This is a genomic window from Chitinibacter bivalviorum (assembly GCF_013403565.1).
In the GTDB taxonomy this organism is placed as follows: Bacteria; Pseudomonadota; Gammaproteobacteria; order Burkholderiales; family Chitinibacteraceae; genus Chitinibacter; species Chitinibacter bivalviorum.
In genome coordinates this window covers 1214272-1233907 of record NZ_CP058627.1, presented here as the reverse complement: position 1 = coordinate 1233907, position 19636 = coordinate 1214272, and the positions used below count along the sequence as shown (strand labels likewise).

Sequence of the window (19636 nt, the reverse complement as noted above, 5' to 3'; positions counted from 1 at the left end):
TTTATGAGAAAATACCGATATGAAGAAAATACAAAGCAATCAAGATTTATTAGAACGTAGTCTCGCCGCTGTTTGGCACCCTTGCACACAAATGAAGCGCCATGAAACCTTGCCCTTGGTGCCAATTGCCAGCGCCAATGGCGTTTGGTTGACTGACTGCGAAGGGCATCGCTTTATTGATGGCGTGTCGAGCTGGTGGGTCAATCTTTTTGGGCATAATGAACCGCGCATTAAGGCCGCGATTAGCAAGCAAATGGATAGCGTCGAGCACGTGATGCTGGCTGGTTTTACCCACGAGCCTGTGGTGCAGTTGTCTGAACAACTGGGCGAGCTGACTGGCTTGGGGCATGCTTTTTATGGCTCGGATGGCGCTTCGGCCACCGAAATTGCTTTAAAAATGTCGGCGCACTACTGGCGAAATCTAGGTCAGCCAAAAAAAAATCGCTTTGTGTACCTTGCCGATAGCTATCACGGCGAGACGATGGGCGCGCTTTCGGTCACAGATGTGCCCATTTTCCGCACGGCATATGCGCCCTTGGTCCGTGAAAATTTCTCCGTTTTGAGTCCAGATCCGCGACTGTCACGTAAAGATGAAACCCCTGAGCAATATACTGCGCGCGCCTTGGCTGATCTGGAGCGGGTGCTCGCTGAGCATCATGCCGAAATCGCGGCTTTGATTGTCGAGCCCTTGGTGCAAGGCGCGGTGGGTATGGCGATGTATTTACCAGAATATCTGGCTCAGGCGCGTATACTCTGTGATCAGTATGGTGTTTTGTTAATCGCAGATGAAATCGCGGTAGGCTTTGGTCGTACAGGTACGATGTTTGCTTGTGAACAAGCCGCCATTAAGCCGGATCTCATCTGTTTATCCAAAGGGATTACCGCTGGTTATTTACCGCTGGCGGTGGTGCTGTGTCGCGATGAAATTTATCAAGCATTTTATGCTGATGAGAGCGCAAAGGCTTTTCTGCACTCGCATTCTTATACGGGCAATGCCTTGGCGTGCGCTGCTGCTTTGGCAACCTTACAGATTTTTCGTGACGATGATGTTATTGTGCAAAATCGCGCCAAAGCTATCGCGTTAAATGCGGTTTTTTCGCCGATTGCTGCGCTCCCGCAAGTGAAGAATTGGCGCCAGCGTGGCATGATTTGGGCATTTGATGTGATTGATGCGCCAGCGACTTTTGCGCAGCATTTCTTCCAAAATGCATTAAAAGCAGGGGTTTTATTAAGGCCCGTTGGAAATACGGTCTATTTTATGCCACCCTATAATATTACTGAACAAGAAGCGGTTCAGATTCGACAGGCTGTTTTGTATTCACTCGAACAGGCGTTCAAAAGCGCTTAAGTGTTTATGACCTTAAAATTCGTGTTACCCGAAGCTGATCCTAGCTTGGCTTTATCTGTCGAGACCGATCCTAAAAAAGTTAAGGATTGGCTCATTGCGCTTCCGACAGCGAATGTGTTGGAGGCAGGGCGTTTGATACAAGGCGCTTTGGCGGTGCTCAACCGCGTTAAAGTCGATGCCGATGTACGTACAACATTACTGACCGAATACCAAAATTCGCTGGAAATGCTCACCGGGGCGTTTGAGATCGCCTACGCATCCCCAGGCTTGCCGATGAAAGAATCGGCTCGTGCGGCTGCGCAGTTGGCACGGAATGTCTGGCTTGAGTTGGCCGTGGGTTGGAAACTGGCGATTGCAGATAAATTAGAAAAGCGGTTTGGCTTTTTTAATGCTCACCCCAAAGCGCCTCCCCAATTAATGCAGGCATTGTTGTACGCCTACTGGCGCGTGTATCAAGTCTCGGGTCGTCTGTACCAAACCTTGCCTGAAGGTATTTGGTCCGAGTGCCATCAGTTATTCCGCTATGCAGCGGAAAATAAAATGCTCGATGAGCCCAAAAACGAAAATGCCAAAGAAAAATCGGCGCGCCCCATTGCAACACTTTATAAGCAGATGGTTCTGCTGGCCTTGGCCGATCCGCACCGTTTTGCAGGGCTAGAGCTAGATAAGGTGCTGGAAATCATTGAAAGCTATGCGCCGCATGCTCACTTTCAACCCTTAAGTAAACTAGCCTCTAGTGCCGGATTTTTTTTGGTTGAGCTCAATACTGACAAAGCGCCGTGTTACGTAGGTAATCGTTCACTGGATAATTATGCGGGGCAGGCCGTATTGTTTGACACGATTGAGCTCGCTAAAAAACTGCACAAAGCTGAGCATACGGTAGAAGCAAAAGCGCCGATGGCCAAAGATAGGGTTAAGGTCCAGATGTGGCTGGAGATTCTACGGCGTGTCATTCGGCAATGGAGCATTGTTCCACATCGGCATTATCAACGTATTCCAACTGAGTCTACTGTGAGTGTTGCCTTTGGAATTCGTCGTGCCGTTTTTCGCTTAAATGCGGGTCAGCACTTGGTCAATGGCCATGACAAACCCATTATTGCTGAAAAAGACCTCCAGCTAACCCAGTGGCAAGTGATTAATGAAAGCCCGGGCGGCTACGGTATTTTGGCGCATGAATTGCCTAAAGAGCAGGCCAAGGCCGGTGAAATTGTTGCCTTGTCGGTTGCCGAGAACGCCAATTGGATGGTTGCTTCGATTCGCTGGCTGCATCAGCATCACAATGGTTCGATGGAAATGGGCTTGCAGGTGATGAGTGCGAAAGCAGTCCCCGTTTTGATGCGCCCAACCTTAGGCGCTGAGACGCCTGCTTATTTTCCTGCCCTGATGTTGCCCGCCATCCCCGCATTAAAACAAGCAGCTCGGATTGTGACCCAAAAGGGGCAGTACACCCCGCTGCGCGAATATTCGGTAATTATGGGGCAGCGTGAGCAATTTATCCGCACCGCTAAATTGGTTGAGCAGCAAAATGGCTACGATTTATTTGAGTTTACGGGCGAATTAACGCAGTAACTTTCTGGCTGTTACTCTTTACCTGCATCAGTCTCATCATGATTGCTTTTGGCTCGCGGATGCGCCTGATCGTAAACTTGGGCTAGATGCTGAAAATCTAGGTGAGTATAGACTTGCGTGGTGGCGATGCTGGCGTGACCTAGCAACTCTTGCACTGCACGCAAATCGCCTGATGATTGCAATAAATGGCTGGCGCAGCTATGGCGTAATTTATGCGGATAGAGTGGCTCGCTAATACCCAGTGTTTCTTGCCAATGGCGTAGGCGTAATTGCACTGCGCGAGTGGTTAATGGCGTGCCATTTTTGCTTAAAAAGACCGTGTGAGTGTTCGATCTGGCCCACAGTGCCCGCACAGAAAGCCAGTGGCGCAAGGCCTCTTGCGCGGGGTGACCAATTGGGACTAGTCGCGTTTTATTGCCTTTACCGGTGACGCTCGCCATGCCGTGCGGAAGATCAAGATCGATTAGCTTTAGGCTCACTAATTCACTAACCCGCAAGCCTGATGAATAGGCTAATTCAAAAATGGCCTTGTCCCGGGCGGCAATGGTTTCCTCATCGGGCATGTTTTCCAAAAAACCAACCGCATTATCGCTATTGAGTGTGCTGGGCAGTGCCTTAGCAGATTTAGGAGCTTTGACGCCTTCAACAGGGTTCAGCGGCCAGCTGAAATCGCGAATCATCACCCGATAAAAGACTCGCCAAGCCGATAATGTCCGCGCTATAGAGCGCCCGGAAGTACCTTTGCTGGCCAACTGGCGTACGAAACTACGAATGTCTTGCGCGATAAGCTCTCTTAAATCGCGCTGTTTAGACAAGAGCCCAAGCTGGTGCAGGTCGCGCACATAAGCAAGATGGGTGTGTGGGCTGGCGAGCTTTTCACCATGTAAATAGCGAAAAAAATGCGCAAACTGCTCCGCAGTCTGCGCAGATATTGCTTCGGATGAGGCAATCGCTTCAGCTTTAGGATTCAGCATGCGTTGTAGTAACACGGCGCACCGCGGCAGACACGAGCTCAGAGAGACGCTGTAAATATAGAGTGCCCATGTCGGGGTAGAAACGCTCGCTATCTGGGCTGGCCATGACCAGAATACCAAATGGAACTTCGCCCGTTTTTAGGGCAAATTGCGCAAATGATTTGAGTTCGCCGGCACCAATTTCAAACCAATCAAGAACTTCATCGGTCACATAGGGGCCGCAGTAGGGTGAAACTAAGTTTTCCGCCAAACGATGAATGGCTTCACCGACCGGCGAAAACTCCATGAGATTGCAATCGCCAGCAGGAAGCCAGAGGCGTAGGGCCATAAAAGGCACGGTAAAGCGCTCTTTTAAATGAAATTCCAACGTGCCAATAATCGACGCCAGATCATTTGCTTTCATTAAATCAACGGTGAGTTGATGTAATTTATCGGAAATTGAATCGTTTTCAACGCCAAATTGCAGTAATTCACTGAGGCGGCCTTCGAGCTGGCGATTGCGGTCGCGCAATGTCAGTAATTGACGCTCGGCCAAGGAAACCGCGTGCCCGCCATGATTGTGCGGCACGAAAATTTGCGCGATGTCATCGGCAAAGTCGTCGAAAAACTCGGGGTTTTGCTTTAACCACTGAACTACATCATCCGCTTGCATGTGTTATTTCCTGATTAAATATCGCTGCCGATTACTAAAGAAAACGCATCAGGCCGTATGGGCGGCCTGAAAAGATTAAATGTCGATTGAGCCTTCAAAAACCGTGACCGCAGGGCCAGTCATCATCACTGGCTGACCCACACCCGCCCACGAAATGGTCAAATCACCACCGCGAGTATGAACCCGCACTGTTTCATCGAGTAGGCCACGGCGAATACCTGCTACGACGGCAGCGCAAGCGCCTGTGCCGCAGGCAAGGGTTTCACCCGCTGCGCGCTCATAAACGCGTAGATGAATTTCATTGCGATTGACCACTTCCATAAAACCGGCATTCACTTTTTGCGGAAAGCGCGGATGGTTTTCAATCAATGGGCCGTGTAGGGCCACAGGCGCCGTCACGACCGAATGGACCACTTGTACCGCGTGTGGATTGCCCATTGAAACGACGGAAATATCATAAACCTGACCATCGACGATCAACGGGTCAATGATGGCTTCGTTGGGGGCCTGAAACGGAATCTCAGTGGGGTGAAAACGAGGTACACCCATATTGACGGTGACATTGCCATCGGCTTCGAGCTTGGGGTAAATCACGCCTTTGGCCGTTTCGACCGCGATTTCAGTTTTGTCGCTTAGGCCTTGGTCAAATACGAAGCGTGCAAAGCAACGTGAGCCATTGCCGCATTGCTCGACTTCTGAGCCATCGCAATTAAAAATGCGATAGCGAAAATCAATACCGGGGGTGCTGCTTTTTTCAACGAGCAATAATTGGTCAAAACCAATGCCAAAATGACGATGACCCAATTGACCAATTGCATCGGCAGAGAGTGAGACATTTTGGCGAACGCCATCAATCACCATGAAATCATTGCCCAGGCCGTGCATTTTGCTGAATTTCAGCTTCATTATTATTTTTCCAGAAAAGTCATTTTATGAGAGTAAAACAGACATAAACTGACCAGTAAAACTAATTATTTTTATGCCCCCGCAATTTTACTAATTGCCAATTGCGTGGGGCAATATAGGCTAACGCGGCCTTGAGGGTGGGGCAAGTTAATCCGCAAAAAGTCGTCCGTATTCGACCATTAAGCAACGATCCATGACGATGGGGATGCCCGCCGCTTGGGCTCGCGCAGCAGCCGCTTCGTCGATGATGTCTAATTGCAGCCAAATTGCTTTTGCACCACGGGCGATGGCGGCATCCACCACGGCGCCTGCTTCTTCGCTGCGGCGAAAAACATTCACCAAATCAATCTCGCCCGGTACGCTGGCCAGATCGGGGTAGACCTTTTCACCCAGGATGGTTTCTTGTGGTTTGGGGGTGACCGGAATGATTTTAAAACCCCATTGCTGCATCAGCTTGGCTACGCCATGGCTGGCGCGATTGGTTTTGTCTGATAAGCCCACCACGGCGATGGTTTTGCAAGATTGCAAAATGGCTTTAATTTGCGCATCACTTGGATTTTGAAAAGACATTTATGCATCCTTATGGGGTATAAGTATCTATTGTATTAAATTCAAGGCTTTCAGGGATATACCCATGGATTACAACAGGTTAATCTGAAATTGTGCCAATACCTGGGCGTAGACTAAAAATAGGGCCATCGTAGCTACTACACTGATGCCCAGTGCAGGCCAGAATCCAAAGCGGGTTAAAAGGCTAGGGAAAGCCAAAAACGTGGGCAATGTGGGTACGACATACCAAAAGGTGTACCACGCATGGTTGGCAATTTTATCGCTAGGCTGTTTTTCGATATAGAGCCAGATTAGCGTTAGGCAAGTCACGATGGGTAGCGCAGCTAGCAAGCCGCCGATGCGCTCGTAACGACTTGCAACTTCAGAAATACCGACCACGGCAGCGGCCGTGATCAAGTATTTGGTAATCAGGTAGGCGCTTGCCACAATTAGGCCAGTACCATCACCGCGTCGGCTTCAACAATCGCGCCTTTAGGTAGTGCGGCGGCTTGAATTGCGGCGCGAGCGGGGAATGGCGCGGTGAAATATTCACCCATGATTTCATTGAGCTTGGCAAAGTTGGCCAAGTCAACGACAAACACGCCTAATTTCACAATGTCAGACAAATCGCCGCCAGCGGCTTGGCAGACAGCGCGCAGGTTTTGGAAAACGCGATGCGTTTGCGCTTCAAAACCATCTGCCAGCTCACCGCTCACTGGATCAAGGCCAATTTGACCAGACAAGTAAACGGTATTGCCCACTTTTACGGCTTGCGAATACGTGCCAACGGCTTTTGGCGCATTATCTGAATGGATGATTTCTTTGCTCATAAGGTGAGTCCTCAGTATGGGGGTGAATAGACAGATCTTAAATCAAATGCTTGGCAAAACAAATGCTAACTGGATTGTCGCAATAGGGTGGGTAAGCTGGGGTCTGACTGTAACCGAGGCTAAGGTAAAGTGCGACCGCTTCGGCTTGTTGATCGCCCGTTTCCAGAATAATCTGCTGGTAGTCTTGAGCGCGGGCTAGATTTTCAATCATCAGGAGCAGTTGTTGCGCAATACCACGACGCCGTGCGGTGGGTGCGATATAGAGGCGCTTGAGTTCGCCAATCTGTGCGGCATATTTTTTGAGTACGACACAGCCTAGCTCATCTGTAGCTTCTTTCGCGATGAGTGCAATATCGGCTGCGGGATCGAAATCGCAGAGCTGCACCGTGCTGATGTCCAAGCTGGGGTAGCGCGCTTGCAAGTCTTGATCAAGTTCAGCAAATAGAGCCGCTAAATCATCAAGCGTACACGGGCTAATTTGAAATGGCATGGGCTGGGCGCTTAATTGCGGGGGTGTTTGCTGGCCGCAATGGCATAGGGCTCGGGGTGAACACGATTGTTGTGTAGCAAATCATCGGCGGCATAAATATGCACGATTTCAACCAAGATCAGATCGGCAACAACGGGGCTGCCGACTTCGATTTGTTGCAGAAAACGCCCCTCCAGTGCGACGGCGCAGTTTTCAATGCGTGGCGTTTTGACTTGACGCGACGGCGCAAATTGCAGGCCAAGGGCATCGATTTGCGCCTGTGTTGGTGGTGTGCCTGAACCCGTGGCATGGACTGCAGGGGCATGGTCATGGGATGGGATATGAATCACGCAATCGCCAGTGTGAGCCAGATTTAACGCCGTGTCTTTGCGCTCGCTACCCCCTTGGTCATCGAGGCGACGATTGACGCTGAGTGACACAATCATTGGCTCGCTGGAAACAATATTGAAATACGAAAATGGCGCAATATTGATTTTGCCCGCCGCATCGACGCTGCTGACCCATGCGATTGGGCGCGGCACGACGCAGTCGGTAATCAGATTATATTTTTCGCTCGGCGACAGCGTCGCTACTGGCCATTCCATAATGATTCCTGCTGATACTGTGGTGGGTATGTGTTGCTAATCTATTTTCAATAAGTTTTTGAAGGCTATACCCTGCTTAGGGAAGGAAGCGCTCCATCAATACATTCAAAAAGCGCTGGCCTTTGATGCTTGGCTTAACCCAGTGTAGATCACGCTCAAGTAAACCTTCGCTGCAGGCGCGTTCGATTTCATTGAATATTTTGCTCTGTGGCAATCCAGTTCGCTCGGTAAAGAGTGCGAGCGGGAAGCCTTCGGTAAGGCGCAGCAGATTGAGCATAAACTCAAACGGCAATTCGCTTTTTTCAACGACATTCTCACTTTGAATGGCATTGCCGCTCGCCATTTGGGTCAGATATTCAGTGGGCTGCTTGTAGCGTGCTTGGCGAATAATTTTGTCGTGAAAACTAATTTTGCCATGTGCGCCCGCGCCTATGCCCAAATAGTCACCAAATTGCCAGTAATTCAGATTGTGCTGGCTGCGTTTGCCTGCTTTGGCAAAAGCACTCGTTTCGTAATGCTCAAAACCTGCGCTGGCCAATTCAGCTTCAATCATTTCCTGCATGTCTGCCGCGAGATCGTCGTCGGGCAAGGCGGGCGGATAGCGGTGGAACAGCGTATTGGGCTCAAGTGTCAGATGATAGGCTGAAAGGTGTGTTGAATTGCATTCAATCGCGAGTCGAATATCCGCCTGAGCTTGCGCCAACGTTTGCTTGGGCAGTGCGTACATAATATCGAGATTGAAATTGTTAAAGTGCTGGTGCGCAATTTCAACCGCACGCAGCGCTTCGTCGCGATTATGAATGCGGCCCAAGGCGCTAAGGTGCTCGGGATTAAAACTTTGAATACCGATCGATAGGCGATTAATGCCCGCGGCGGCATAGCCAGCGAATTTTTCGATTTCAAACGTGCCAGGGTTGGCTTCAAGCGTGATTTCTGCGTCGGGGTTGAGCTTGACGCGCGCACGAATCGCCTCAAGGAGCTTATCCATGCTAGCGGCAGAGAAAAGACTCGGTGTGCCGCCCCCCATGAAAATGCTGCTGACAGAACGCCCCCACACTTGGGGTAGGTTGCTTTCTAAATCGCTAATCAGCGCCGCAATGTACTGTTCCTCGGGTAGCCCGCTCGGATAGTTGGCGTCTTTTACCGCATGCGAATTAAAGTCACAGTATGGGCACTTGCGAACGCACCATGGGAAATGAATGTACAGCGCCAATGGCGGCAGGGCTGTGAGGCCCGATGAAGAGAGCTGATTGAGCGAAATGGTTTGCATTAAGTTCGTAACTATTCCTGCGATGCGATTATTTCTTGGCGACGGGTACTTTTAGGCCTGAGTATTCAACCATTTCAACGATGGTTTTGTACTCTGGATAGCCTTCTTTGATGTTAAAGCCACCGGTAGCCAATTTATCGAAGTATTTCTTGCATGCTTCATCCGTTTTATATTTACCGGTCATGTCATTGATCGTAACGTCGGCTTGTTCATTGACCATTTTAACCATGTCGCTATTGGCTTTAATGGCGGCTTCTTCACCGTTGGTCTCTTTAATGGCGCCAAAGAAACCGGATAAATATGAGCGATGCATTTGCAGGAAGACCTGGTTTTGATCGGCAAAATTTTGCTGAGAAATCTTGATCTTCTCTTCTGTGACACCGCCTTTATTGACGCAGCCCTTCGACATTTTTTGCATGATGACGATGGTGGTACTGATTGCGCCCGCTGCTTTATTGCGTTGCGGTGTAAATGGATTGTCCTCTATTGCAGGTGCTGGGGCTGGCGTAGCTTTTTTTGTGCTTTCTGTTTTTGGTGTGGCCGCCATCGTACTGAGTGGAATCGCCATCGCAAGTACAAGTAAAGATTTTTTCATCGGTAGTCCTTCAATAAATCAAATAATTAGTTCTTCGGTAGGCGATCGGCCAAACCTAGCAACTCCACCATTTCTTTGAGGGTAGGGTAGTAGGGGTAATTGATATTAATGTCGTATTTGCCCTTGTTTAAGGCCTCGAAAAAGCTTGGGCAAGCTTGTTTCAGATTCTTTTTGTCGAGCAATACTTTGATATTGCCGTCTGCTGCTGCATTAATGTCGGCATTGAGCGCTTTACGCTGCGTTTGCGCAGCAGCTTCGCCGTATTCTTTGGCGTAGCCTTTGAAATAAGCATTCAAATAGCCACTCTGTGTGTACAAAAAAACATCATTGCGCATGCGCCAGCCATCAATCGCGTTTTTAGCCGTGCTCGCGGCAATGGTTTTAGCGTTGACGCATTGACTTTCCATTTTCTGCAAAGTCACGACACTGGTACTGACTGTGGCAACGGCTTCATTGCGTTCTTGGGTTGGATCACCCGCGCTGGCGATCATAGGCGCAAAAAGCGCCAAAAATAAGGCAATTTTTAACATGGCGATTAGGCTTTGGCTGGATAAGGGTTGTGTAGCGCATCAATTAATTGGTGCAATACAGCGCGCATTTGGTCTTCGGATACTTCCATGAGCAAACCATCTTCAAATAGGTCTTGTGCCATTTGCGATAGTTCATCCAGATTTTCATTCATCACTTTTACTTTTTCCGTGCACGATACCACGGAGCCGTCGTCTCGGCACCATTTGGCCCAGCGACTTTCGTCCTGCTTGTTCATAAACCTGTTTCCCGTAATTTACTGATCAGCTCGTTGAGTGCTTTAGCACGATGAGAGATTTGACTTTTTTCGCTGGCACTGATTTGAGCGACTGTTTTACCCAGATTGGGCAGCCAAAACAGCGGATCATAGCCAAATCCGCCTTCACCGATCAGCGCTTGCGCAATTTCACCAACACAAACGCCATCGGCAATCAAGGGTTGTGGATCATTCTCGCTACGAACCAGCACCAGCGCTGCGTAATACCAAGCGCGGCGATCCGGCTTACCCGCAAGTGCGGCCAACAGTTTTTCATTATTGCGCTGATCGGATTTTGGTTCGCCGCCATAACGGGCTGAATATACCCCTGGCGCACCCCCTAAAGCATGAACGCACAGTCCTGAATCATCGGCTAGCGCAGGCAAGCCGGTGATTTTAGCGGCATGGCGCGCTTTGGCGAGCGCGTTTTCCACAAATGTGCCAAAAGGCTCGGGGCATTCAGGGACATTGAGGTCGCCCTGCGGGATGACTTGTAGTGCCAATGGGGCGAGCAGATGGGAAAATTCTTTTAATTTTCCGGCATTATTACTGGCTAGAACAATACGTTGCATTGGAAGGCTCTTTTCTAGGTATATGCTTAAAGTCTTTTTTCTAATTGGTTTTTGGATGTATACCCAGGTATTAATATGCTTTTTTACTTAAAATCATCAGATCCTGATCGCGCTTCATTTGAAAACGATTCAGTACGCTGGTGCCGATCAGAATGGGGCTGTTATCGTTGGCATCACGCACCACTGCGGGCACATCGTAAACCATGATATTGCCAATTTTGACCTGTGGAATGCGGATTAACCATGCATTGATGACGCCATTGGCGGTTTGCGAGCGGCCGAGTTGACCTGATTGGTAGCTAATCCGCATCGCCTCCGCGACATTACGGGTCATGGATAAGTGAGTGGCACCGGTATCGACCAAACCGCGTCGGCTCACTTGGTTGATGAATAAATCGGCCATATAGTGGCCCTGCGCATCGGGGCTGAGCACCAAGCTGCCGCCGCTATTCTCGTTATTTTCTGAAGTTTGCGCGACATAGCCTTGCCCTAATTGCAATTGTCGCTGTTGACTGCCACTACTGACCGTTGCTGTTTCGCCTTGAATCGCAAGCACTTTGAATGCGCCGCTTTCCTGTCCAGCTTGCAAGGTTTTCTTTTGTCCATTGATTTGGAACACGCCTTTATTACCCATCGTGCCAATGAGCACAATGTCGTCGGCAAAACTCAGGCTGCAATAACACAAGGCGAGTAGGGCAAGGATGATGCGCATGTCAGAATTCCTTAGCTAGGATCATTCAAGTTCGATGCTTCGCGATGGCTCAGGCTGTTCTCAATCTGCGCCAGAGCAGATTCGATCAATTCCCAATTGGCATTTTTTAATAGTGTCGCATCAGACAACATTCTACGCCATTGTCGTGCACCATATTGGCCTTGATACAAGCCCAGAATGTGGCGCGCAATAAAGCGTAAGGGCGTGCCGCTCGCTAGTTCGGCCTCGATAAATACGCGCAAATTTTCCATGGTACCGCGGCGAGTTTGATCACGATGGGCTTGCCCGTAAATTGCTGAATCAATGTCGGTCAGTATCCAAGGGTTGTGATAAGCCTCGCGCCCAACCATAACCCCGTCAACATGCAATAGGTGCGATTGAGTTTGCTCAAGCGTCGTGATGCCGCCATTGATAATGATTTCAAGGTTTGGAAAGTCACGTTTGAGTTGATAGGCGTAATCGTATTTTAGCGGCGGAATATCGCGATTTTCTTTGGGGCTTAAACCTTTCAATATCGCATTACGCGCATGAACAATAAAAGTACTGCAGCCCGCATCAGCAATATGTCCGACAAAATCGCGGACAAAAGAATAATCTTCGATTTTATCGATCCCAATGCGATGTTTGACGGTGACATCAATCTGGCAAGCATCACGCATCGCTTTAACGCCATCGGCCACTAAATTGGGCTCCAGCATCAAGCAGGCACCAAACGAGCCCGACTGCACTCGCTCGCTCGGGCAACCGACGTTTAAATTGACTTCGTCATAGCCCCAGTCCTGCGCGATCTTCGCGCAGCGCGCCAGATCCGCCGGTTCGCTGCCGCCCAGTTGTAGAGCAATCGGGTGTTCCGCTGGGTCAAAACGCAAATGCCGCATTTTATCCCCATGCAAAATCGCACCCGTATTGACCATTTCAGTGTAAAGCCACGTCTGCTGTGAGAGCTCACGCGCAAAGCGACGATAAAAACGATCAGTCCAATCGAGCATCGGCGCGATGCAGAAGCGGCGAGAAGGTTTAAGGTCCAAGTTTGCTAAGGGTTGTTTTGCTTCTGATTGGGTTTCGACGTTGGGCATGCGACATTTTTATGTAGGTTTAAAATGGGATCGCCAACTATGAAGTACGGGGGAGTTGACCCCTGGCACAGCTGCGTCCAATGGCGAGCATTTTACGCGTTCAGAAGAAAGATGGCTTTTTCTTTTTGCCTCATGGAGATGTCGCCTCGTGAGATGGCGCCATGCCTCGGTCTGTAAATATGTAATTTGCCGCCGAGTCAGGTGCGCCGACTTAAGCCTTATGGCTCAAGCGGCGCCGTAATAAATTCATATCCCACAAAAAATTCATAACCATTAGTGCTAGCTCGTTTCAGTAAGCCAAATGGCTATGGAAAATATGAGCGCGTTAGCTGATTTTCCCGTTGAGAATATATTGCACGCTGCAAAATGGCTTAGCCCAAGCGAGTTTGCCTAGCCAGCGCCAGAATCGGCTGGCGGCCCATTGCTGGCCAAGGCCTGTGCATTGTTCGATTTGAAAGCCGGCTTGCTCTAGTAATTGCTGAGCCGATTCTTGCGTAAAAAAGCGCAAATGCGTTTGATCGAGGATGCCGGCAGCTTGGTATCGCCATTGGCCACGAAATAACAGCGGCAGCAAAATACTATGGTGACGAATATTAGGTACGCTCACGATGATGCGGCCTTGTGGCGTGAGTTGTTGTTTTAGCTTTCTAAGCATCTGCCATGGATCACGCAAATGCTCTAACACATCGAGGCACAAAATCAGATCGAATTGCCCTAATGCTTGTAGATCGATTTGTTCGGCATCACCTTCGATTACATGATCGAGATGTTGGCGTGCAATGCTGCTGGCATCGGGGCTGTATTCAATGCCGGTGGTTGAGTTACAGCGCCCATTGGCTTTTAACCAAGCCAGCGTCGCGCCGTTGCCGCAGCCCAATTCTAAAACCCGATCTGCGTGCGCAGGCAACATCGGGGCGATTTCGTGACGGACAAAGCCATAGTATTCCATGATGAGCTCCTAAGTTTTGTTGGCTACGTGACGTTGAAATTGTTTCCATTGCCTAGCCCAAGCGGCCAGTTGCTTCACGACTGGCCATTGGTCATACCACCAGCGTGCTTGAATATCACTGCGTGAAAAACGCTGCTCAACCAGATTGCGGTTGGCCAGCCATGTGCGGCAATCGGGGTTAAATTGCCTAAATAAACTCAATGCGCCGTCAAAATGTAAACGACCGCCCAAAGGATGCCCGGCCGGGCGAATCAGGCAGGCTTGTAAATAGGGCAAGAGTTCATCGATGAAGGCGCGGGATACCAGATAGGCATGGGCCCCGACGATTGGATTATTGCTCGGCTGGAAAGTCTTATCGCTGCAGCGTTGGTCTTGCTGCTCACAGCAACCCAGATAAATCAGATCGGCCTGATCACTGGCCATCAAATGTTTTAAGTCGGGCAGGGCGGCTGTTAGCTGAGGGAGTAAGACTGCATCGTCTTCCAGAATGAGCACCCAACCCTGCGATAATTGACACGCATCTCTGAGCGCGCCAAGGTGGCTAAGAAAACAGCCATGTGCGCCAAGAGTAGGGAAATCTGCAGCATCATGGGGGCGTATAGCTGGCCAGCATATGATTTTGTTGTCTTGCCAGTGCATACCATGCTTGTTGAGCTCGGCGCTAATTTGAGCTTTGCGATCATTTCGCTCAGGCAAATTGATAATATAGATGCGATCAATCAGGTCAGAGAGTGTCATGGCTTGATCTCCGGCTAAAGCGTAATGGGTGATAGAGCTCTTGCATTAAACTGCGGCAAGCCTTGCCAATGACTTGGGCCGTCAGCCAGAGCTCGGTTAATTTGCCCGCCTTGGCCGTTTTGCGGCCCTCTATAAATTCGGTCATCAAATCTCGCACATAGCCACCGCCATCCAAAGGTCGAACTTGATTAACGACGACGCCGATTGAGGCCGGGTCTATGCCCTGAAGCAGCCGCGCAGCACGCGTTACTTCGCCACGACTTTGCGCTTCGGCTTCCACAACAGCCAATATCGCAGGCGTGGCGCGCAGGGTGAGCTCGGCATCTCCGCTGACGAGTAGCGGGGGCACGTCCACCAAGACAAAACGGAAGGTTTCGGCCATTTTCTCCAGTGAAACACCCAGTTTGTCGATCGCTTGCAGATGACGCCCGTTGGCTTTGAGCCGTAAGCTATTCAGTTGAGCTAATTGGCTGGGTAAGTCTTCACCGATGGTGTATTCGGTGGACTGATCAAAAAAGCTATCCCGACTAAACGCGTTGGCATCGACCGCAAGCGCTGCAATACCCATGTTTTGGAAGGTGTTCATTAATTGTTGCGTCAAACTGCTAGCACCGCCGCCGGGTTGAAGCGATGAAATACCAAAAATGCGAATGCCAGTGCGATCTTGTTCGCGAATCAAGGCGCTGGCGAGGCGGCGCAATTGGTTGTCAAGAAACAGCGCACTATCATGATCTTTGCTTTGAATTAACCAGCCAACCGGCGCAAACCCAAAGCTGCTGATCACATCATTCGGTGCGTGTATGGTGCGATCGAGCAGATCGCGCAAAATAGGGATGAATATCCCTGCGCCCAATGCCGCTAAAATCGCCATCAGCAGTAGTTTTTTGTAGCCAGGTCCTTGGGGGATTTCGGGGGGCAGGGCGGCGCTCACCAAGCGGACAAAACCGAGCGAGCTGGTTTCGCCAGCAAAGAAATTGAGCCGATCTTGGATGGTTTCTACTTCTTTGCGCGTTTGTGTGATTTGACCAGATATTTCATTCGCTTCTTTAAACAAAGTTGCGTAATGACCGCGCGATTTCTCCTGCTCGGCCAGCTCAGATTGGAGCTGGGCTTCCAGTTGTTTGGCCTGTGTGCTCGCTGTGGCAAAGCGACTTTCTAAATTGCGGCGCACTGAGTTGGTCAGTTTGTCAGTTTGGCGATTGAGCTCGTTATCAATATCGCCCAATTCGATTTGGCTTTGTTCATAACCCGGATGTTTGGCGGTGAGCCCCGCCATGCCTGACACGAGCGTGGCCCGGCGATTGTTCAGGCTGGCTTTGAGGCTATTGAGCCCCGGATCGACCGAAACGCTTTCCATGATTGAACGCACCGAAGGGTCTGTGTCGCCATGCTGATGGAAGGCTTTCTCGTGCGCTTCTGCATCAAAGCGTTTGATTTTGGCCTCGGCCAGTGCTTCGCGGAGCCGTTCAATGGCTTTGTCGTAGGGATTGCCGGCTTCCGCTGAAAAGGTGGCAATGCCAAGCTCGCCCGCGATTTGATTGCGCCGCTCGGATTTTTCATCAATGAGTTTGAGTAATTCGGCTTGGCGGTTTTGTAATTTGCTGATGCGGTCATCACGGCCAAAGACTTGTTCGGTACGGGCGCGCTCTAGATACACATTCACGACACTATTGATCAATGGGGCCATCTGCGCTTTATTTTGACCGTACATGCTGATCCGTACCATATAGGTATCGGGAACAGCCGCGACCTGCAATAAATTGCGGAGTCGATCAACTGCGTATTGTTCAGATTCGGCGGCGAGCCGAAAGGGTACTTTGGCGCGTTTCATGCCGTCCGCCAAAATGTCGTAGCGCAGCAAGGTGCTCATTTGTTGCTGCACAAACTGGCGGTATTGTGAATTAGATTGAAAATCGAGCTCGTTGTCGTCTTTGAGCGTTTTCATATAGCGCGGCGCGACTTGTACGACCGCTTCGCTGCTGTAATTGGGTTTTCCTTTGATCCATACCAATGGCAGGCTAGCGATCAACACCAACAGGCAGCTAATAACCGCCAGCTTGGGGTGTTGGCGCAGGCTAACGAGCGGTTTGATGCCGATCCCAGCTGCCGATAGGTTGGTGGACATGGTCATTCGCCTTGGTTCGATTTACCACGGGCGCGAAAATGAGTGTTCGCGATTAAGCTGCTCGATTAATTCGGTGACGGGCGGGAAATCGTTGATTTGCTCCAGAAACAATTGCTCATGCTGATTGATGTTTTTGCGTGGGGTACGGCTATCGGCAAGAATCCACGAAATACCACTGCGTTGCGGATCGATGGTGAATCCATCAGGCAATGCGCACCATCGGCCACTGACCAACATATTACTTAGGCTCGCTTGGGCTCCCACTCGGGTGTAATCAAAGATTAAGCTGTGTTTGATCATTGCATTGCGTTCTATGATTGAGCCTCTGCCGATATACAGTGGCCCAATCAAGGTTGCGCCATCTTCGATTGTCACGCTGTCGGCAATGACCATGGGGCCTTCAATATGGCAGCGACGTGGATCAAAACGGGTGTTCGCGCCGACAAAAACACCCGGCAAGATTTCCTTCCCAGGGCGCGTTACGGTGGCCAATTCGCCCGCAATGGCGCGCATTTGTACGCTGTAATAATCAGAGACGCGACCAATATCGATCCAGTCAAAATCCATTTCCACCCCGTAGATAGCTTGACCATCTCGGGCGAGCGCCGGAAAGACTTCACTACCAAGATCATATGGGGTATGTTCTGGAATGTATTTGATAATATTGGGTTCAAACACATACACCCCAGTATTGATCAAATCGCTTAACGCTTCTTCAGGTTTGGGCTTTTCCTGAAATGACATAATCCGGCCTAAATCATCGAGCACGGCTACGCCATATTGCGAGACTTTATTTTTCGGTACACGCATCAGCGCCAAGGTGGCTAGTGCGCCGGTTTGGTGATGTGCGGCCACTAATGCACGTAAATCCAAATCCAATAATGCATCACCACACATCACGATAAATGTGTCGTCAAAAAAGGCTGAATGCTGTTGAATGCGCCGAATGGTGCCGGCTGAACCCAATGGCTCGTCATGCAATTGGCCATCCTCTTCATAGCCTTCGTAGCTAAATGCCAACTCCACGCCCCAGCGACGGCCACTGGAAAAATAATTTTCGATTTCTGGTGCGAGGTAACTGGTATTAATAATGATTTGATCGACGCCCTGGCTGGCGAGGTGTTCGATCAGACATTCGAGGACCGGCTTATCCAAAATAGGCAGCATGGGCTTGGGGCAATCCCGGCTCAATGGCATCAGTCGTGTGCCTTTGCCCGCCGCGAGGATGAGGGCTTTCATGATGTTGCCCCCACGATTTCATCAATGGAATCAAACAAATTAAAGACCCGATGCATCCGCATTAATTCAAAGAGCGCAGTGACAGGGCGCTGCAGGCCAAATAACACAAAACTACCGCCTTGTTCATTGCAAAAGCGCAAGCAAGACAGCAAAGCCCCGAGCCCCGAGCTATCGACAAATTGCAAAACTGACATATCCAGTGCAACTTTTTTTGATTTTTCGAGGGCCGGGCGAACCTGTTTGCGAAATGCATCGGCATTGCTGGCATCGAGGTTGCTCACATTGAACGAGATAATGGTGAGGTCATCTTGTTCGTGTTGATTAATCAAATTCATGATGCTCTCCTTAGCGAAAGAACCGATAGAGGTCTTAGTGCTATTAAAGGCGAGCAGGGGGTGGGGATTGTGACGGGAGTGTAAAACTTAATGTCGGGTTTGCAGTTGCAGTAGCAGCCTGCGTAGCTTGAATTGCTCTGCCGCAGCCATCTCATCAAAGACTAAGCCGACCCGACTGAGCCGCTCTTGATGTGGGGTCTGAATATTGCAGATGCTAAAGTGGGTGATGCCAATGCGCTGACCTGTAATCTCAATAATGAGTTTATTGCTGGCGTTAGCGCTTAATTGCGCTAATTGCAATGCATCTAGCTTGATCCCTATCCCGCCCTCACTTAGATCATGCAACTCGCCTTTGAGCTGGATATTGGCGTTGAGCAAGGTAGCCAGCGTTTTGTGTGCTGGATGAACGCGATAGAAATTGCGGCCGCTCAGTTGAATCACTTCACTGGGTATGTCAAAGGCGAAGTGGTGTTGATTGTATTGACTGACGATTGGGCTGGAAAAAGCCATTCGATATTCATGCCAATTGGCGATCACGGTGAGGTGTTTGCCAATGAGTTGCCCTCGTTGTGGGATGACTTCAAAATCACACTGATGGCGATCGACCTGAAGCTGCATATCCCATATTCCAATTGCGGAACGACTTCCTTCGAATAATGCGAGTGCATGGATGCGTTCGGATGGTGAGGACATATCCTGGAGTAGCCGAATAATTTGTTGTGGGTTACGGACAATATCTGGGCTCGGTAATTGATCGATGGGCTCGTGCTCGAGTTCCATGCTCGGGCTGGCGGTGTTAAAGCGAAATAACTTGAGCGGATTGAGCATGGTGCTACTCCTTGGCCTGAATGATTTTGGCCGGGATGCCAACGGCAATGGCGCCTGCGGGCACATCGCTTAACACCACCGCATTGGCGCCAATTTTGGCCCCCGCGCCGATATGGATCTGGCCAAGTATTTTGGCACCAGCACCCACCTCAACTCGATCACCTAGCCTAGGTGCGCCGCGCTCACCCTCATGTTTTAAGCCCAGAGTCACGCCATGCCGCAAAATGACATCGTCACCGATGATGGTATCGCCGCTGATAATCACGCCACCAAAATGATCGATGCGCAGTCGTCGCCCGACTGTCGTTTCGCAAGGCAGGTCAATGCCAGTCAAGATCTGGCTGAAAATTTTGAGCCATTTATAAATAATTGAGCAAAGTTTGCGCGCCAGTCGATTGCGTATGCCGTAACGCCAGCGTCCAAATCGATACACCAGCATGACCCAAAGCCCTTGCCGCCAAGGGTCGCGTTGGTAGGTTTGCCAATCTTCGCGGATCAAATCGAACATGAT

24 protein-coding genes are annotated in these 19636 nt (G+C 50.1%); 2 read left to right on the top strand and 22 right to left on the bottom strand.

Annotation, left to right across the window (positions count from 1 at the left end; genetic code table 11):
* Positions 1-19: 19 nt before the first annotated feature.
* The gene (locus HQ393_RS05835) at positions 20-1348 is read left to right on the top strand and encodes an adenosylmethionine--8-amino-7-oxononanoate transaminase (RefSeq protein ID WP_179357897.1); all 1329 of its coding nucleotides are present in this window, start codon (positions 20-22) and stop codon (positions 1346-1348) included.
* A gap of 6 nt (positions 1349-1354) precedes the next feature.
* Positions 1355-2917, top strand: a complete 1563-nt coding sequence (locus HQ393_RS05830; RefSeq protein WP_179357896.1) for a cyclic-di-GMP receptor FimW-related protein — start codon at positions 1355-1357, stop codon at positions 2915-2917.
* A gap of 11 nt (positions 2918-2928) precedes the next feature.
* Here HQ393_RS05830 and HQ393_RS05825 read toward each other — a convergent pair whose 3' ends face one another.
* The 22 genes from HQ393_RS05825 to HQ393_RS05720 all read right to left on the bottom strand — a co-directional run bounded on the left by HQ393_RS05825 (position 2929) and on the right by HQ393_RS05720 (position 19633).
* Positions 2929-3891: a tyrosine recombinase XerC gene (locus tag HQ393_RS05825; RefSeq protein ID WP_179357895.1), complete on the bottom strand. Its 963-nt coding sequence runs from the start codon at positions 3889-3891 to the stop codon at positions 2929-2931.
* Positions 3878-4543, bottom strand: a complete 666-nt coding sequence (locus HQ393_RS05820; RefSeq protein WP_179357894.1) for a DUF484 family protein — start codon at positions 4541-4543, stop codon at positions 3878-3880. The genes HQ393_RS05825 and HQ393_RS05820 overlap by 14 nt, the downstream gene beginning before the upstream one ends.
* Positions 4544-4618: 75 nt before the next feature.
* Positions 4619-5452: a diaminopimelate epimerase gene (gene dapF / locus HQ393_RS05815; protein WP_218871395.1), complete on the bottom strand. Its 834-nt coding sequence runs from the start codon at positions 5450-5452 to the stop codon at positions 4619-4621.
* 144 nt (positions 5453-5596) lie between these two features.
* Positions 5597-6019, bottom strand: coding sequence for a CoA-binding protein (locus tag HQ393_RS05810; protein ID WP_179357892.1), 423 nt, complete (start codon positions 6017-6019; stop codon positions 5597-5599).
* 69 nt (positions 6020-6088) lie between these two features.
* Positions 6089-6445: a DUF3147 family protein gene (locus HQ393_RS05805; protein ID WP_179357891.1), complete on the bottom strand. Its 357-nt coding sequence runs from the start codon at positions 6443-6445 to the stop codon at positions 6089-6091.
* A 2-nt stretch (positions 6446-6447) separates the two neighbouring features.
* Entirely contained in the window at positions 6448-6828 is a 381-nt protein-coding gene (locus tag HQ393_RS05800) for a Rid family detoxifying hydrolase (RefSeq protein WP_179357890.1), read from the bottom strand.
* 37 nt (positions 6829-6865) lie between these two features.
* The gene (locus tag HQ393_RS05795) at positions 6866-7318 is read right to left on the bottom strand and encodes a GNAT family N-acetyltransferase (protein WP_179357889.1); all 453 of its coding nucleotides are present in this window, start codon (positions 7316-7318) and stop codon (positions 6866-6868) included.
* Positions 7319-7329: 11 nt separating this feature from the next.
* Positions 7330-7902, bottom strand: a complete 573-nt coding sequence (locus HQ393_RS05790; protein ID WP_179357888.1) for a flavin reductase family protein — start codon at positions 7900-7902, stop codon at positions 7330-7332.
* 76 nt (positions 7903-7978) lie between these two features.
* Positions 7979-9172 carry a radical SAM family heme chaperone HemW gene (gene hemW, locus HQ393_RS05785; protein WP_179357887.1) on the bottom strand — a complete coding sequence of 398 codons (1194 nt, stop codon included), beginning with the start codon at positions 9170-9172 and terminating at the stop codon, positions 7979-7981.
* A gap of 28 nt (positions 9173-9200) precedes the next feature.
* A complete protein-coding gene (locus HQ393_RS05780; protein ID WP_179357886.1) occupies positions 9201-9767 on the bottom strand; it encodes a hypothetical protein in 567 nt (188 codons plus the stop codon).
* Between the two features lie 26 nt (positions 9768-9793).
* Complete coding sequence (locus tag HQ393_RS05775) at positions 9794-10297, bottom strand: hypothetical protein (RefSeq protein ID WP_179357885.1); 504 nt, start codon at positions 10295-10297, stop codon at positions 9794-9796.
* A 5-nt stretch (positions 10298-10302) separates the two neighbouring features.
* Complete coding sequence (locus tag HQ393_RS05770) at positions 10303-10533, bottom strand: hypothetical protein (protein ID WP_179357884.1); 231 nt, start codon at positions 10531-10533, stop codon at positions 10303-10305.
* Complete coding sequence (gene rdgB, locus HQ393_RS05765; protein WP_179357883.1) at positions 10530-11123, bottom strand: RdgB/HAM1 family non-canonical purine NTP pyrophosphatase; 594 nt, start codon at positions 11121-11123, stop codon at positions 10530-10532. The genes HQ393_RS05770 and rdgB overlap by 4 nt, the downstream gene beginning before the upstream one ends.
* 70 nt (positions 11124-11193) lie before the next feature.
* Positions 11194-11835, bottom strand: coding sequence for a retropepsin-like aspartic protease family protein (locus HQ393_RS05760; protein WP_179357882.1), 642 nt, complete (start codon positions 11833-11835; stop codon positions 11194-11196).
* Between the two features lie 11 nt (positions 11836-11846).
* Positions 11847-12824: a tRNA dihydrouridine(20/20a) synthase DusA gene (gene dusA, locus HQ393_RS05755; RefSeq protein ID WP_246308000.1), complete on the bottom strand. Its 978-nt coding sequence runs from the start codon at positions 12822-12824 to the stop codon at positions 11847-11849.
* A gap of 412 nt (positions 12825-13236) precedes the next feature.
* The gene (locus tag HQ393_RS05750) at positions 13237-13860 is read right to left on the bottom strand and encodes a class I SAM-dependent methyltransferase (RefSeq protein WP_179357880.1); all 624 of its coding nucleotides are present in this window, start codon (positions 13858-13860) and stop codon (positions 13237-13239) included.
* A 9-nt stretch (positions 13861-13869) separates the two neighbouring features.
* A complete protein-coding gene (locus tag HQ393_RS05745) occupies positions 13870-14598 on the bottom strand; it encodes a glycosyltransferase family 25 protein (protein ID WP_179357879.1) in 729 nt (242 codons plus the stop codon).
* Entirely contained in the window at positions 14585-16723 is a 2139-nt protein-coding gene (locus tag HQ393_RS05740; RefSeq protein WP_179357878.1) for a GumC family protein, read from the bottom strand. Before HQ393_RS05740 ends, HQ393_RS05745 begins: the two co-directional genes overlap by 14 nt.
* A gap of 21 nt (positions 16724-16744) precedes the next feature.
* Complete coding sequence (locus HQ393_RS05735; RefSeq protein ID WP_179357877.1) at positions 16745-17962, bottom strand: nucleotidyltransferase family protein; 1218 nt, start codon at positions 17960-17962, stop codon at positions 16745-16747.
* Positions 17959-18297, bottom strand: coding sequence for an STAS domain-containing protein (locus HQ393_RS05730; RefSeq protein ID WP_179357876.1), 339 nt, complete (start codon positions 18295-18297; stop codon positions 17959-17961). The genes HQ393_RS05735 and HQ393_RS05730 overlap by 4 nt, the downstream gene beginning before the upstream one ends.
* A gap of 87 nt (positions 18298-18384) precedes the next feature.
* Positions 18385-19125, bottom strand: coding sequence for a PilZ domain-containing protein (locus HQ393_RS05725; RefSeq protein ID WP_179357875.1), 741 nt, complete (start codon positions 19123-19125; stop codon positions 18385-18387).
* Positions 19126-19129: 4 nt separating this feature from the next.
* Positions 19130-19633: a serine O-acetyltransferase gene (locus HQ393_RS05720; protein ID WP_179357874.1), complete on the bottom strand. Its 504-nt coding sequence runs from the start codon at positions 19631-19633 to the stop codon at positions 19130-19132.
* Between the last annotated feature and the right edge of the window lie 3 nt (positions 19634-19636).